This window comes from Rhizobium sp. BK312, from assembly GCF_014193605.1.
Lineage (GTDB): Bacteria > Pseudomonadota > Alphaproteobacteria > Rhizobiales > Rhizobiaceae > Rhizobium.
On record NZ_JACHZP010000003.1, the window covers coordinates 145,954 to 161,009 of the forward strand.

Below are 15,056 nucleotides of genomic sequence, written 5' to 3' on the forward strand. Positions count from 1 at the left end.
GGATCTGCTTTCCCTGTGGCGGCGGATTGTCTTGGCGGCATCCTGTGCTATGACTTCGCAGGATTGGCCAAACTGCGGCGAAGCATGCGATGAAGAGGTTGTGACTTGATTCTTTGCGAGCTTTGCTGCATATGCGCCGCCTGCGTGGAACTGGTCGGTCGTTTCCGATGACCAATCTCCGCCAAATGGTGGTTTTATTTCGGCCGCGCAGGCGTCTTCGCCCGGACGGACGAGGGATTGGTACAGCAGCGCAATGGAACATGAACACGGATTCCCGGCCGGACGGGCGGGATATGACCGGGGTTTTATGAGCTTTTTTTGTCGGCCATTGGTGAGATCGCAGGGGATGCGGGCAAGGTGTCCTGACGCCGCCTGCATCCGTGCCGCCGCAGGAGCGCGCAGTTGATAACTGCCTATTGCTCAGGTTCGAAGCCGCTCGAGCTTCCCGATCTTTCGGCCATCGATCGGTTGCCCGACGACGCCGTGTGGATCGACATGGTCGATCCGTCGCGCGAAGAGGAAGCCAATATCGAGCGGCTGCTTGGGCTCGAAGTGCCGACGCGTGAGGACATGAAGGATATAGAACCCTCGAGCCGGCTCTATATCGAGGACGGTTCGGTCTTTTTGACGGCCTCGCTCCTGTGCAAGGCCGATACCAGCCTACCGATGTTGACCGATGTCGCCTTTATCCTGGCGGGACCTCGGTTGATCACCATCCGCTACGCTCAACCGAAGTCCTTCGCGCTTTTCATCGCGGCGCTTCAGCGTATCCCGCAGGATCGGCGCACAGGCGTGGCGCTCCTGGCGAAGCTGCTCGAAACGATCGTCGATCGGACCGCCGAGGTCCTTGAACAGACGGTTGCCGGTGTCGATATATTGTCGGTGCATGTATTTGGCGATCGCGTGAAGAAGGTCCGCCGGCCGGGGAACTATCTCGAGGAAAAGCTCAAGGACATAGCGCGCTATCACCGTACGCTCAGCAAGATACGTGACAGTCTGAGTTCGCTGTCGCGCCTGCTGACCTTCCTTCAAGCTATCCCCGCCATGCAGCAGGACCACGAAGCAAGGGATCTCTGCCGCAATGTTTCGAGGGATGTTCAATCTCTTTCCGAGCATGCGTCGTTCGTGGCGGGCAATATCACCTTCCTGCTCGACGCATCGCTGGGGCTGATCAACATTGAGCAGAACGCCATCATCAAGATCTTCTCGATCGCTTCCGTGGTGTTCCTGCCGCCGACGCTTGTCGCCTCCGTCTATGGCATGAATTTCGAACATATGCCCGAATTGCATTTTGCCTTCGGCTACCCTGCATCGCTGTTGTTGATGGTGGTTTCCGCCATCGTTCCGTTTTTCTTTTTTCGCTGGAAAGGCTGGCTCTGAGAGTCTAGTGATCCTGAATGTCTAACGAAACCCATCATTCTCCCGACGGGAAAATGGACGCTCGCAAGCTCGCCTACCTCGCCCTCGGTTCGATCGGCGTTGTTTATGGCGATATCGGCACGAGCCCGCTCTATGCCTTTCGCGAAGCATTGAAGCCGGTAGCCGCTGATGGTCTGACGCGCGGCGAAGTCATCAGCGTCATCTCGCTGATGTTCTGGACGCTGACGATCATCGTCACGATCAAATATGTCCTTTTTCTGCTCCGCGCGGACAATGACGGCGAAGGCGGCACGCTCTCGCTCCTGGCGCTGTTGATGAAGACGGCGAACGGCCACACCGCCATCCTGATGTTGCTGGGATTGCTGGGTGCCGCGCTTTTCCTCGGCGACGCGATGATTACGCCGGCGCTTTCGGTCCTTTCGGCCGTCGAAGGCCTGAAGCTCGTGACCCCGCAATTGTCGGATTATATCGTGCCGATATCGGTGGCCATTCTGGCATTGCTTTTTGCGATCCAGTCGCATGGTACCGGTGCCGTCGCCCGTTTCTTCGGCCCGATCACGGCGCTGTGGTTCATCGTCATGGGTCTTGTCGGCATCATGCACATTTCTGATGATTACAGCATTCTGGCAGCGCTCAATCCCTGGTATGCGGTGACCTTTCTGATGCGCGAGGGCTTCCTCGGCGTCGTCGTTCTCGGTGCTGTGTTCCTGACGGTGACGGGCGCGGAAGCGCTCTATGCCGACCTCGGCCATTTCGGCCGCCGCCCGATCCAGTGGGCCTGGTTCGTGCTGGTGTTTCCGTCGCTTACCTTGAACTACTTCGGTCAGGGCGCGCTGGTGCTGCGTGACCCCATGGCTATGTCGGACCCGTTCTTCCTGATGTATCCGCACTGGGCGATCCTGCCGGTGGTCATTCTTGCCACGATGGCGACGATCATCGCCAGCCAGGCCGTCATCACGGGTGCTTTCTCGTTGACCCGCCAGGCGATTCACCTCGGCTTCCTGCCTCGCATGGAAATCCTCTTCACCTCCGAGACCAATACCGGGCAGATCTTCCTGCCGTCGGTCAACACGGTCCTGTTCTTCGGCGTCATCTTCCTGGTGCTGGCCTTCAAGACCTCAGATGCGCTGGCGACCGCCTATGGCATCTCAGTGACCGGCGCGATGGTCGTTACCTCGATCATGGCCTTTGAATTCGTCCGTGTCCGCTGGAACTGGACGCTGCCGATGGCGGTTGCCGTGCTCACGCCGCTCTTGCTGCTGGAATTCGTTTTCCTCGGCGCCAACCTCTTGAAGATCCACGATGGCGGCTACGTGCCGGTGATGATCGCGACGGCCTTTACCGTCATCATGTGGACCTGGCGCCGCGGCACCGCGATCCTTATGGAAAAGACACGCCATACCGATATCCCGCTCTCATCCTTCGTCAGCTCGATCGAGCGCAAGAGCGATCACTCGCCGGCGCATGTGCCGGGTACGGCGATCTTCCTGACGAGCGATCCGGAATCGGCTCCCGCCGCGCTGCTGCATAATCTGAAGCATAATCACGTCCTCCACGACAAGAACGTCATCCTGACGATCCGCACCATCAACAAGCCGCGCGTCGCCCAGGAAGATCGTTATACCGTCGAGAAGGTTTCGGACCGTTTCTCGCGCGTCGAGCTACGCTTCGGCTTTATGGAATCACAGAATGTCTCGCAGGCGCTCGCGACCTTGCGCAAGACCGGCTTGAAGTTCGACATCATGTCGACCTCCTTCTATCTCGGCCGCCGCAAGCTGGTGCCGGATGCGAAATCAGGCATGCCGCACTGGCAGGACCGGCTCTATATCGCCCTCGCCAACGCCGCGACCGATCCCTCGGACTACTTCCGCCTGCCGGCCAACCGCGTGGTGGAACTGGGCTCGCACGTTATCATCTGACGCGGATATTCTTGCAATTGGTTCAGAAGACCCGGTGGATATTCCGCCGGGTCTTTTGTTTTCGGTTCACCGCCTGCATGACCATAGATTCGCCCGAATTAACCATCCATCAAGGTTAATGGGAGATTATTCCGGCTCCTGGTTTCGAGTGCCGTTTGGAGTCCGGTGTTGTCTCGCTCGCGTTATGTCAGCCGCAAGTCGCGGTTCCTGCCACAAAATTGGACCTCTCCAGCCGTCTTCGGGCTCTGCGCCTGGCTTATTTTTCCGTCGACGGCCGCCTATGGCGATCTTGCCGGCCTGCTTGCGGGTATCGATAGGGAAGGCGCCAACTGGCGCATGGTGATGACAGACTCGCCGGCCGGCTCCACCCATCAGGCGGAGCTGGCCTTTGGCGATGTCAAGGCGTCGCCTGCCGTTGGAGACGGCGGTCTGATATTGCCGGATGGACGGCGCGTCGCGTTCCAATCCGAAGCCAAGGGCAGCGATCCCCGGCCCGATGAGGACCGCATTAACCGGCAGGACAAGAAAGGCAGAGTGGTGGCCATCACGCCGATGCTGCCGCCGAAGGATTTTTCCGCAGGCTCCGTGCTGCAGCGTCAAAGTCTGCTGCTTCGGCCGGAATCGGCAACCGGCGAACGCACGGCATTCCTGAAGCCGAACCTCGGCGGCAAGGAAATCCAGATTGCGACCGCCTTCTACAAGAAGGAGCCGCCAAAGCCGGACGACAGCGTGCCGGCCTATATCGCCAATTTGGTCACCAACCAGAATGCCGATGTTCTGGCCGCCGCCTATGCCTCGCCGGCTCCGGACTATGCCCGTGTCTCGCCCTTCGATTCCATTCTGGCCAAGGATCAGGACGACGAGGGGCGCTTCGTGCCGCAGATCGGCCCGAAGGATCATGCCTGGGCCGCCAATGTCCTGCCGCCATCGGTCTTTTCATCCGACGAGCAGCAATGCCTTGCCACCGGCATCTATTTCGAGGCGCGCGGCGAGTCCGTGAAAGGACAGGCCGCTGTCGCCCAGGTTATTCTCAACCGCGTTCGCAATCCCGCCTATCCGAGGACCATCTGCGGCGTCGTCTACCAGAATGAGGATTGGACCAACGCTTGCCAGTTCTCTTTCGCCTGTGACAACGTCAAGGAGCGCGTCAATTCGCCAGAACACTGGCGTATTGCCCGCCAGGTCGCCATGGCGGTCACCGCCGGCAAGATCTGGCTGCCGGAAGTTGGTTCCGCCACTCACTATCATGCTGTCTATGTCCGGCCGAAATGGGCAGCCGAAATGGTGAAGGTCGGCCGCATAGGTATGCACATCTTCTATAGGACCTATGGCGGCGGCTGGAGCTGAGGCGACTGGTTCCGGCAGATTGACACCAGCGGCAGGGCCGCTTCCCCCGGCAAAAAAGCCACGGGAAAGCATGGGCTGAAGAGGATTCTTCAGCTCAGTTTTCGGTCAATATGGCTCTTTCGCTCTAAACTCATGATTTAATTGGGCTAATTTATGGCTGGACAGATGGTGTCTACGCCTTGACTATGCTTTTTCCTAAAACTATGTTGCGCGCGACTTCAAAACGGGCCGAAAGGTGGCGAAACCTGCTGTTCGTTTACGCGTTGACCGGGGTACAGGGATTACGCGCAACGAAAATGGGGAGGATGCCACCATGACGGATGACCGCGACGAGGGTCTGGAACAGCGGCGGGCGCAGCTGGGAGCCGAATTGGCGAACAAGCGCGCTGCGGTGAGAGAGGATGAACGCGGGGAGGTTCGCGCCGAGGAGAGCCGCAAGGGCTACGCTCAGGCGATGAAGCTTTCCAGTGAGTTCATTGCTGCAATCATCGTTGGAGCCGTTCTGGGCTATGTCCTGGACCGTTTTCTCGGTACGACGCCGTGGGGCATGATTATTTTGCTGCTTCTCGGATTCTGTGCCGGCGTGCTGAATGTGCTACGCTCTGCAGGCAAGGTGGCGACGCCGGAGCCGCAGGGACGTGAGCCTGGTAAGAAATGAGCGGAAGCGACGCAGCGGCGTTGTTTCCAGATGAGAAGCATCTGCTCGGTGGAGCGGAATAATGAAAGAGAACAAGCGGTGGCAAACGATCCTACCCATCAGTTCCTGATCTTTAAGATTATCCCGATCGATATCGGTGGAATTGATTTTTCGTTCACCAATGCTTCGCTGTTCATGGTTGCCTCGGCAGTGCTGTCCGCGGGCTTTCTGTATTTTGCCAGCGCGCCACGCGCCGTTGTCCCGACGCGCTCGCAGTCCGTTGCGGAAATGGCCTATGAGTTCATCGCCTCGATGTTGAAAGAGGGGGCGGGGACGAAGGGAATGAAATTCTTCCCGCTGGTCTTCTCTCTCTTCATGTTCGTCCTCACGGCGAACCTGCTCGGCCTCGTTCCTTACTTCTACACCGTCACCAGCCAGATCATCGTCACGCTGGCGCTCGCATTGCTCGTCATCTTCACCGTTATTTTCTACGGCTTGATCAAGCATGGTTTCGGCTTCTTCAAGATTTTCGTTCCTGAAGGTGTTCCGGGAGTTCTCTTGCCGCTGGTAGTGGCGATCGAGATCATCTCGTTCCTCTCCCGCCCGGTTTCACTCTCTGTTCGTCTTTTCGCCAACATGCTGGCCGGTCATATCACGCTCAAGGTGTTCGCAGGCTTTGTCGCCTCGCTCGGAGCCCTCGGCGCGCTTGGTATCGGCGGAGCAGTTCTTCCTCTTATCATGACCGTCGCCCTCACCGGTCTCGAGTTCCTTGTCGCCTTCCTTCAGGCTTACGTCTTTGCGGTGCTGACTTGCATGTACCTCAACGACGCAATCCATCCGGGCGGCCACTAAGGATAAAGACATTGGCGTCTAATGGCGTCAGTCATTCACCGCACAACCATTTCAAAGGAGTTCAACATGGACGCGGAAGCAGCAAAGTTCATCGGCGCAGGTTTGGCTTGCTTTGGTATGGCCGGCACGGCTCTCGGCCTCGGCAATATCTTCGGCAGCTACCTGTCCGGCGCACTGCGCAACCCGTCGGCTGCTGACAGCCAGTTCGGCCGTCTGGTATTCGGCTTCGCCGTTACGGAAGCTCTGGGCATCTTCTCGCTGCTCGTCGCTCTCCTCCTGCTCTTCGCCGTCTGATATCAGCGGCGTCATAGATCACGGTTCGCGAGCAGCGAGCCGTGATTCTTTGTATTTGCAGACCACCTGGAGGTGAGCATGTTTGTGACCCCGGCATATGCTGAAGAAGCACCGCCGGCCGCCGGAGCGGTGCACACGGAAACGGGTGCGCCGAATGAAGGCCATCACGGCGGCGTATTCCCGCCGTTTGACCATACGACGTATCCATCACAGCTGCTTTGGCTGGTAATCACCTTCGTCATCTTCTACGTGGCCATGCAGAAGATCGTTATTCCGCGCGTCGGCACCATTCTGGAAAGCCGGCACGACCGGATCGCCCAGGATATCGAGGAAGCCTCGCGTCTGAAGGCTGAAGCCGACGCCGCCGTCGCGACCTATGAAAGCGAATTGGCTGCTGCGCGCGCCAAGGCAAATTCCATCGGCGCCACCGCTCGCGATGCCGCCAAGGCCAAGGCCGAAGAGGATCGCAAGACAATCGAGGCGAGCCTGGCTGAGAAGCTCAAGGCCGCAGAAGGCCGCATTGCTGAAATCAAGGCGAAAGCCTTCGGTGATGTCGGTGCAATTGCCGAAGAGACCGCAGGTGCTGTCGTCGAGCAGTTGGTCGGAAATGTCGCCGGCAAGGCCGATGTCGCCTCTGCGGTTGCGGCAGCCGCCGCAAAGCAGGAGGGCTGATCCATGGAATTTTCTTTCGACAACACCTTCTTCGCGTTTGTCAGCCTTCTCATCTTCCTAGGCCTGATCGTTTACCTCAAGGTTCCCGGCATGATGGCAAAGTCGCTGGACGACCGCGCCGATCAGATCCGTAACGAGCTGGCCGAAGCCAAGCGCCTGCGTGAAGAGGCACAGCACCTGCTGGCCGAATATCAGCGCAAGCGCAAGGAAGCCGAGGCTGAAGCAGCACATATTGTTGCCGCAGCCGAGCGCGAAGCGGAAATGCTGACGACCGAGGCTCGCAAGAAGACCGAGGAGTTCGTCGCCAACCGTACGGCTCTGTCCGAGCAGAAGATCAAGCAGGCCGAAGCCGATGCGATGAAGGCGGTCCGCTCCGCTGCCGTCGATCTGGCAATCGCCGCTGCAGAATCGGTGCTTGCCAAGAAGGCCGATGGCAGCGTTCAGTCCGGCCTCTTCAACGACGCCGTCAAGGAAGTGAAGACGCGGCTGAATTAAGCCCTCGCAATATCGAATTCGAAAGAGCCCTGCTTCCGCGGGGCTTTTTTTGTTTCATGCTCAGTCATGATTGATCATCGCCACAGTGGGAGGCAAGATCAGTGCATGAGGGGAGAGTGGATGCAGTCAACGACTGGCAGCGAACCGTTTCGTCAAGACGATCTCATCGTGAGACCGGCGGCCACCTGGACACCGGGCGTCCATGCCTTGCTAGCTGCGCTACATAGGTATGGTTTCGATGCAGCTCCGCATCCGGCTGGATATGACGAGGTCTGGGAGCAGGTAACCTATCTGCCCGGAGATACCGGCGATCTCGATGGCCGCGCCGCTATGCGCGGCGAAAAGGCGCTGCGGTCGGCTGCATCGCTACTGCGTCGCTATCACGATTGCTCCGCCCTGTTCGCAAAAAGCCTCGCGGCCAGCTATGCATGGCAACTGCCGGCCCGCTCGCCTTGCGAGGTAATCTGCCATGGGGATTTTGCCCCCTACAATGTCGTCCTGAACCATGGCGAAGTGACCGGGATCATCGATTTCGAGGCTGCGCATCCCGGTCCGCGAATGTGGGATCTGGCTTATGCCGTCTATCGCTGGGCGCCGCTGTCCTCCGGCGCCGCTATCAAGGGAATGGACACTCTTGCCGCCCAAGTCGGTCGCACCCGTATCTTTATCGATGCCTATGGCCTGTCCGTTAACGAGCGTAGCTCATTGCTTGACGTCATCGTCGAGCGGCTTGAGGCGCTATTGGTTTTCATGGAACGGGAAGCTGCCCGCGGCATCGAGAGATATCGCCGGAATCTCCAGGAAGGACATGATCGCATCTACAGGGAAGACATCGCCTATATCAGAAAATACTCGACTGAAATCGTCGCCGGACTGACGGGCTGAGTTTCAAACGGCCTCTTTGCGCAGCGGACGAAAGCTCATGCGGTGCAGCGGGCAGGGACCATGCTCCTCGATGCCAGCGCGATGCTGAGGAGTGCCATAGCCGGCATGGGCTGCGAAACCATAGGCTGGAAAGACAATGCCCGCGCGCGCCATCATCCGGTCGCGGGTCACTTTGGCGACGATCGATGCGGCAGCGATGGAGAAGGAGCGCGCGTCTCCTTTGATGACGGCCTTTCCCGGGCATGCAAGCCCGGCTGGCACATCGAGCCCATCGGTCAGCACATAGCTTGCCGGCACGGCAAGTCCGCAAATGGCGCGGCGCATTGCATCGAGGCTTGCCTTGCGGATATCGGTCGTGTCGATACGACCGGCACTCGACGAGGCGATAGAGACCGTTGCTGTTGCGAGAATCTCCACGAACAGCTCTTCGCGTCTGGCCGCGGTCAGCTGTTTGGAATCGTTGAGCCCTTGCGGGATCCGCTCAGGGTCGAGAATGACGGCGGCGGCGACCACCGGTCCGGCAAGCGGCCCCCGGCCAGCCTCATCGGCTCCGGCGACAGGCCAATGGCCGGCCCGGCGCGCAATCAGCTCCAGCTCAAACGTGGGAACGAGCGGGGCGTCCTCGAAAAGCATTGGAGAATCGGGTGGTGTGCTGCGTTTCATGCGGCGAAGCTCGCACACCACCCGATCTCCTGCAAGCCCCCGGTGGATCAGGGCGGCGAACCGGGGGGCTTTTCCAGCGGGGTCAGGGAAAACCCGCAAGGAATATCAAAGCAGCGACAACTGGACGCCGCTGCCGTCTGGCGGCACGAACAGATCGTCGCGCAAAGCGATATTGCGGCGCGTAAGCTCTAGCCGGCGCGTCGCCATTTCGAAGCGGCGGCTGATCTGCCAGGCATAAGGCCCGGCGCCCTTCATGCGCTTGCCGAACTCCGCATCGTAATCCTTGCCGCCGCGCATCGAGCGGATCAGCGACATGACGTGGCGATAGCGATCCGGATAATGCTGCAGCAGCCAATCGCGAAAGAGCGGGCTCACCTCCAGCGGCAGCCGCAGGATGACATAGCTTGCTTCCTGCGCGCCGGCGGCCTTGCCGGCGTCGAGGATACGCTCGATTTCATGATCGTTGAGGGCAGGGATAATCGGCGCCACCATGATCGCGGTGCGAATGCCGGCCTCGTTCAAAGCCTGGATCGCCTCCAGCCGCCGCGGCGGCGTCGCTGCCCGCGGCTCCATGGTGCGCGCGAGCTTGCGGTCGAGCGTCGTCACCGACAATCCCACCCGCACAAGGTTCTTGGCGGCCATCTCCTTTAGAATATCGATATCGCGCATGACCAGCGCCGATTTGGTGACGATAGCAACGGGATGGTTCGCCCGGTTCAGCACTTCGAGGATCTGGCGCATGATCCGCCATTCCTTCTCGATCGGCTGGTAGGGATCGGTATTCGTCCCTATGGCGATGACGCGCGGCTTGTAGCCGGGCTTTGCCAGTTCGCGTTCCAGCAGCTTGGCCGCATCCGGCTTGGCAAACAGCTTCGATTCGAAATCCAGCCCTGCCGACAGGCCCATATAGGCATGCGTCGGCCGCGCGAAGCAGTAGATGCATCCGTGCTCGCAGCCGCGATAAGGGTTGATCGATCGATCGAAAGGAATATCGGGCGATTCGTTACGGGTAATGGCCGTGCGCGGCTTCTCCACCTGCACTTCGGTTTTGAAAGGCGGCAGCTCTTCCCAGCTCTGCCAGCCGTCGTCGAAGGCCTCGCGCTGCTGCGGCTCGAACCGGCCGCTCGGGTTCAATCCGGCGCCGCGTCCGCGCCGACGCTCGACATCGACCCTGAGACCGGAATCGGCGATCAAAGCGTTGGCAACGTCTGCCGTATTGGCAGGCGCGAAAGCGGCCTGCCCTGCAAGGGACTGCTCGTTCATCGGTAGCTCCGGGGCGGCTCATGCCATCGCACGCCGCGTCTAAGATGATTAAATTCCTATCCGACAAATGAGAACATTGCAAGAACAAAAATCCGAAATCACCATTTTCCACCTCGTTGAGAGGAGGTGTTTGGCGATACCGGCGGTGAGCGTTTCCGGCGGCATATGATGCTTTTCTTAAACGTTTGGAGCCGAAGGTTGGGTGCTGGCAATAAATTATGCGCCGCTCTATAAATGGGCAATGTTGACGGTCATTATCGAATGCCAGGATCACGAACCCGAGCTGGCGCAGACATTGGCGGCATTGGTGGCAGGCGCGGTCGAGGGGCTGGTCAGCGACGTGATCGTGCTCGATCACGGTTCGAGTGATGGCACATCGAAAGTGGCGGATGCTGCCGGCTGCCGCTTTTACTCGCAGTGGGATATCAAGGACATATTGCGGGCGGCCCGCGGCGAATGGCTGTTGCTGGTCGAGCCGGGCGCGCGGCCGCAAGCGGGCTGGATCGACGAGGTCGCCGAATATGTCTCCCTGAACAAAGGCCCGGCGCGGTTTACGGCGTCGCGGGGCTATCGGCGCCCCTTTCTGAAGCGGATCGGCCGCCGTTCGCCGCCATTGGAACTGGGTCTGCTGCTTTCGAAGCACCAGGCCATCGCGATCGCCAGGTCGGACATGCAGCTCGCGGAATTTGCCAAGGGCCAGAAGGGCCGCAGGCTTTCAAGCGAACTCATTCCCTCCTGGGTGGCGCGCGCGGCGCGATAGGGTTTCACGTTCCGCAGATTCCATTTGTAAACGCGGGAATAGCTGCGATAATTCGTGTGTGGCGGCACCTTACGCGTGTCGCGTTGGTGACCGACCATGAAGATGCCGATATCAGGCGGAACTGGTCAGCGGAATTCTCCTTTTTCGCCAGGATTTCGGCGAAAGGAGGTGCGTTATGAAACGCACGATGCTCTACCGCCTCATGGCAACTCTCTTCGTTGCAAGTGCAATTCTTTTCCCCGGCAATGCCGCCGCTCAGGTAACCTTGGCCTGTGCCAAGCGCGTCGATATCGTCGCGTTTCTTGGCGACCATCTTTCGGAAAAGCTTTCGGCTGTCGGCAAGCTCGATCAAAGCACGATCGTTGAAATCTATGCTGCTGAGAGCGGCAACTGGACACTGCTGATGAGCGACATATCCGGCCGGAGCTGCATCATACTCAGCGGCGATTCCTGGGAATCAATTCCTGTCCTGCCGAAGGCATGACCGCCACGCAATATCGCAGCGAGCAGAAGACCTATCTCGAGCCGGCGCCGCGCTTTAGATGCTCGTCAAGGCGCGGCATGATCTCCACGAAATTGCAGGGCATGTGGCGATAGTCGAGCTGCGCCTTCAAGATGCCGTCCCAGGCATCCTTGCAGGCACCGGGAGAGCCCGGCAACACGAAGATGAAGGTGGCATTGGCCACACCGCCTGTGGCCCGCGACTGGATGGTCGCCGTGCCGATCTTGTCATAGGAGATGCGATGGAAGACTTCCGAAAACCCATCCATTCGCTTCTCGAACAAAGGCTCCAGCGCTTCCGGCGTGACGTCGCGGCCGGTAAAGCCCGTGCCGCCGGTGGTGATCACGACGTCGACCGCATCATCCTTGGTCCAGGCTTCCACCTGCGCGCGGATGCGCTCGCTGTCGTCGGGAACGATGGCGCGGGCAGCAAGCCTGTGGCCGGCTTCCGCAATGCGGGCAACCAGCGTATCGCCGGATTTGTCGTCGGCGAGCGTGCGCGTATCGGAAACGGTCAATACTGCGATGCCGACGGGAATGAAGGATCTTTCGTTGACCGGACCTGCCATCATGCCTCTCCCGCGATCGTCTCCGTTACCTGGAAATACCAGTCCGGTCTCTGTCTGTGAAGCGAGGCGGCGGCTTTCTTCGCCCGTTCGGCATCGGCGAAGATGCCGAAACAGGTGGCGCCCGAGCCGGACATGCGCGTCAGGATCGGGGATTCGCTTTCGATCAGGCCGGAAAGCACGCCAATCTCGCCGCAGATCGAGCGCGCCGGCGGTTCGAGATCGTTGCGCAGGGCCTTGATCGTGTCGATCCATTCGCCTTGCCCCTGCGGCATTTGCGACGGAAACAGCAATGGCGGATTATCCTTGCGCGACAATTGGCGGAACACGTCGGGCGTGGAGACGCCGACGAGCGGATTGCCGAGAATCATCGGAAAAGAAGGAAAGGAAGGCAGCAAATCTATCGCCTCGCCAATTCCACGCGCAATCAGCGGCCGGCTCGAAAGACACATCGGCACATCGGCGCCAAGCTTCAGGGCGATCATTTTGAGGGTGCCTTCAGGCAGGCTGAGGCGCCAGAGCCGCATGAGCCCACGCAATGCCGCCGCCGCATCCGCCGAACCGCCGCCGATGCCCGATGCGATCGGCAGGTTTTTTTCCAGATGAATATGGACGGCGGGAGCATCGAGGCCGGATGAATTGGCTGCCTGGCGCAAGAGATCGCGCGCCTTGAGCACGAGATTGTCGCCGGCCTCGGCATCGGCCGAAAGCAACGGGCCGAACCGTCCCGAAAGGCTGAAATCGTCATCCGCACTTGCGCGAAAGAAAAGACGATCGCCGTGGCGGGCAAAGCTGACGAGCATGTCCAGCAGATGATAGCCGTCGGCGCGGCGCCCCGTGACATGTAGCGCAAGATTGATCTTTGCGGGCGCTTCTTCCGTAAGGTCGAAATCACCCGCTGCCAAGATCGTACTCATGGAAGTCTTAGGACTTCTTGTCGACCGGCGCCGGAGCGTTCGTGTCGGGCGAGGGGGCGGGCGCCGGATCAGGCTGCTTGCTCTTGTCGACGGTCTTCGGATCGTTGTCGAGCGGCGGCAAGCCCTTCTCGACCTTCTCCTTGATCTTCGGAATATCGGCCTCTTCCGGCTTCGAGGCGAGCGCCCGATTCCACTGATAGACGGCTTCGAGTTTACGATTGACTCGCCAGTAGGCGTCGCCGAGGTGATCATTGATCGTCGGGTCGCCGGCCTTGAGCTGTGCTGCCCGCTCCAGTTCGCTCACGGCATCGTCGAAGCGGTTGAGGCGGAAATAGGCCCAGCCAAGCGAATCGACGATATAGCCGTCGTCCGGCCTCAGATCGACGGCCTTCTTGATCATGTCCAGACCCTGGTCGAGGTTCATGTTCATATCGACCCAGGAATAGCCGAGATAGTTTAGCACCTGCGGCTGATCCGGATTGAGCTCAAGGGCCCTCTTGAAGTTCGGCTCGGCATCCGCCCACTTTTTCAGCCGCTCATAGGCAATGCCGCGCTGGAAGAACACCGCCCAGTCGCTGCGCTTCGGCACGGGGCCGATGATCTGTACGGCCTTGTCGTAATTGTCGGCCATGGCCTGGAAGTCCTTGGCATCCGAAAGGACGCTGCCATAGGCGAGATAGCTGCGGACATCGTTGGGATCGGAATCGATCAACGCCTTCAGATGCTTGCGTGCATCGTCGACTTTCCCTGCCTGAGCGAGCGCAAGTCCGAGCTGCAGCTCGGAGATGCGGGCCATCGGCGAGTTATCGGGCACCTTCCTGTAGAAGCCGATCGCACGATCGGTCTGCTCCTGCTTTTCGGCCAGCCCGCCGAGCAACACCAGCGTATCGGCCGCTTTGGGGTCGAGAGAATTGGCAATCTGCAGATAAAGCGAGACGACATCCTCGGCCCCGTCGCGGTTCAGCGCGGCACCGATGGTGAAGAGAACGGCGGCCGCACCCTCGCTGGCATTGGTGACCTGCTGGTCCGGCGTATCACCCTTGCTGATGCTGTCGCGCAGCGCATTCAACGGAGCATAATTGCTGACAAGATTGTCGCCGACGGAGATTGCATCCAGGGCCTTCTGCTTGTCGCCGGCCTTGGCTTCGAGGCGCGCGAGCGCCATGACGGCGCGCATGAACGTATCGGGAGCCGTCGCTCCGCCCGTCTTGTCGAGGATCGCATCGTTGAGGTGCGAGCGTGCCGATTTCAGGTCGCCCATCGTCAGTGCAATGGCGCCGGCATGATAGTTCTTGAAGATGTTGAACCAATCCGGGCCTTTCATCTTGTCGATCATCGAGATGGCTTCCTTGCCGCGGCCGGATCCGGCGCGAGCCCAGGCGGCGAGCAGATTGGTCATCATCCGGTCGAGATCGTTCGGACCGCTATATTTGAGGATTTCCTGGGCGGTACGGTATTCGTGGCGGCGGATGGCATCCATGCCGCGCACGATGGTGGTCACGCGTTCGACGGAAGGGTCGCTCTTCAGCTCGTTGGCGTATTTGACGCCCTCTTCCAGATTGCCGTTGAGCAGCAGCGAGATCATCAGCCGCTGGCGGATTTCTGGATTGCTCGGGTCGATCATCAGCGCCTTTTTGTAGAGCGCGATGGCAGTATTGTAGTCGTGATCGACATCGGCGGTGCGGGCAGCGAGGAACGCGCCTGCGAAGGTATCGACACTATCCGTATCGAAGGCGACCGGGGCGCTGGCCTCCGATGCTGCCGCCGGCTTATCATCGGCGCGCGCGACATTCAGGGCGGACACCGAAAGGACCGCCGCCAAGGCTACGCCCGAGAGGAAACGGATGGCAAGTCTCTGCCGCATTAGAAAGCCTTTCATCAAGGGACAGCCGGCGAAGACGCCGG

Annotated in this window: 16 protein-coding genes; 11 read left to right on the plus strand and 5 right to left on the minus strand. The window is 59.8% G+C overall.

All coding sequences use genetic code 11. From position 1 onward, the window contains the following. Positions 1–402 precede the first annotated feature (402 nt). The 9 genes from FHT85_RS09290 to FHT85_RS09330 all read left to right on the plus strand — a co-directional run bounded on the left by FHT85_RS09290 (position 403) and on the right by FHT85_RS09330 (position 8,481). A complete protein-coding gene (locus FHT85_RS09290; RefSeq protein WP_112335424.1) occupies positions 403–1,380 on the plus strand; it encodes a magnesium transporter CorA family protein in 978 nt (325 codons plus the stop codon). 53 nt (positions 1,381–1,433) lie between these two features. After that, positions 1,434–3,299: a potassium transporter Kup gene (locus FHT85_RS09295; protein ID WP_405047957.1), complete on the plus strand. Its 1,866-nt coding sequence runs from the start codon at positions 1,434–1,436 to the stop codon at positions 3,297–3,299. 168 nt (positions 3,300–3,467) lie between these two features. Further along, positions 3,468–4,646 carry a cell wall hydrolase gene (locus tag FHT85_RS09300; protein ID WP_112409968.1) on the plus strand — a complete coding sequence of 393 codons (1,179 nt, stop codon included), beginning with the start codon at positions 3,468–3,470 and terminating at the stop codon, positions 4,644–4,646. A gap of 313 nt (positions 4,647–4,959) precedes the next feature. Beyond that, positions 4,960–5,304, plus strand: coding sequence for an AtpZ/AtpI family protein (locus tag FHT85_RS09305; RefSeq protein WP_112335428.1), 345 nt, complete (start codon positions 4,960–4,962; stop codon positions 5,302–5,304). Between the two features lie 78 nt (positions 5,305–5,382). Then, entirely contained in the window at positions 5,383–6,135 is a 753-nt protein-coding gene (locus FHT85_RS09310) for a F0F1 ATP synthase subunit A (RefSeq protein ID WP_112335429.1), read from the plus strand. 66 nt (positions 6,136–6,201) lie between these two features. Next, complete coding sequence (locus FHT85_RS09315) at positions 6,202–6,429, plus strand: F0F1 ATP synthase subunit C (RefSeq protein ID WP_015338972.1); 228 nt, start codon at positions 6,202–6,204, stop codon at positions 6,427–6,429. A 78-nt stretch (positions 6,430–6,507) separates the two neighbouring features. Continuing rightward, positions 6,508–7,101, plus strand: coding sequence for a F0F1 ATP synthase subunit B (locus tag FHT85_RS09320; RefSeq protein WP_112335430.1), 594 nt, complete (start codon positions 6,508–6,510; stop codon positions 7,099–7,101). 3 nt (positions 7,102–7,104) lie between these two features. Further along, positions 7,105–7,596 (plus strand): F0F1 ATP synthase subunit B, encoded by a 492-nt coding sequence (locus FHT85_RS09325; protein WP_112335431.1) that lies wholly within the window; start codon positions 7,105–7,107, stop codon positions 7,594–7,596. Positions 7,597–7,662: 66 nt separating this feature from the next. After that, positions 7,663–8,481: a phosphotransferase gene (locus FHT85_RS09330; protein WP_409527325.1), complete on the plus strand. Its 819-nt coding sequence runs from the start codon at positions 7,663–7,665 to the stop codon at positions 8,479–8,481. 3 nt (positions 8,482–8,484) lie between these two features. Here FHT85_RS09330 and FHT85_RS09335 read toward each other — a convergent pair whose 3' ends face one another. Together FHT85_RS09335 and FHT85_RS09340 are read right to left on the minus strand one after the other, a co-directional pair. After that, positions 8,485–9,144 (minus strand): ribonuclease HII, encoded by a 660-nt coding sequence (locus FHT85_RS09335; protein WP_112409984.1) that lies wholly within the window; start codon positions 9,142–9,144, stop codon positions 8,485–8,487. A 105-nt stretch (positions 9,145–9,249) separates the two neighbouring features. Beyond that, complete coding sequence (locus FHT85_RS09340; protein ID WP_112335433.1) at positions 9,250–10,407, minus strand: PA0069 family radical SAM protein; 1,158 nt, start codon at positions 10,405–10,407, stop codon at positions 9,250–9,252. Positions 10,408–10,648: 241 nt separating this feature from the next. On the opposite strand from FHT85_RS09340, the gene FHT85_RS09345 reads away from it, so the two are divergent. Continuing rightward, complete coding sequence (locus FHT85_RS09345) at positions 10,649–11,167, plus strand: glycosyltransferase family 2 protein (RefSeq protein ID WP_112409985.1); 519 nt, start codon at positions 10,649–10,651, stop codon at positions 11,165–11,167. 175 nt (positions 11,168–11,342) lie between these two features. After that, positions 11,343–11,651 carry a hypothetical protein gene (locus FHT85_RS09350; protein WP_112400605.1) on the plus strand — a complete coding sequence of 103 codons (309 nt, stop codon included), beginning with the start codon at positions 11,343–11,345 and terminating at the stop codon, positions 11,649–11,651. A 31-nt stretch (positions 11,652–11,682) separates the two neighbouring features. Here the strand turns inward: FHT85_RS09350 and moaB are convergent, their stop codons facing one another. Genes moaB through FHT85_RS09365 form a run of 3 tightly spaced genes read right to left on the minus strand, consistent with a single transcriptional unit; the run spans position 11,683 to position 15,015 of the window. Next, positions 11,683–12,237: a molybdenum cofactor biosynthesis protein B gene (gene moaB / locus FHT85_RS09355; RefSeq protein ID WP_112409971.1), complete on the minus strand. Its 555-nt coding sequence runs from the start codon at positions 12,235–12,237 to the stop codon at positions 11,683–11,685. Then, positions 12,237–13,151, minus strand: coding sequence for a 4-(cytidine 5'-diphospho)-2-C-methyl-D-erythritol kinase (locus tag FHT85_RS09360; RefSeq protein WP_112409972.1), 915 nt, complete (start codon positions 13,149–13,151; stop codon positions 12,237–12,239). The genes moaB and FHT85_RS09360 overlap by 1 nt, the downstream gene beginning before the upstream one ends. A 7-nt stretch (positions 13,152–13,158) precedes the next feature. After that, positions 13,159–15,015, minus strand: coding sequence for a tetratricopeptide repeat protein (locus FHT85_RS09365; protein ID WP_112409986.1), 1,857 nt, complete (start codon positions 15,013–15,015; stop codon positions 13,159–13,161). Positions 15,016–15,056: the final 41 nt, after the last annotated feature.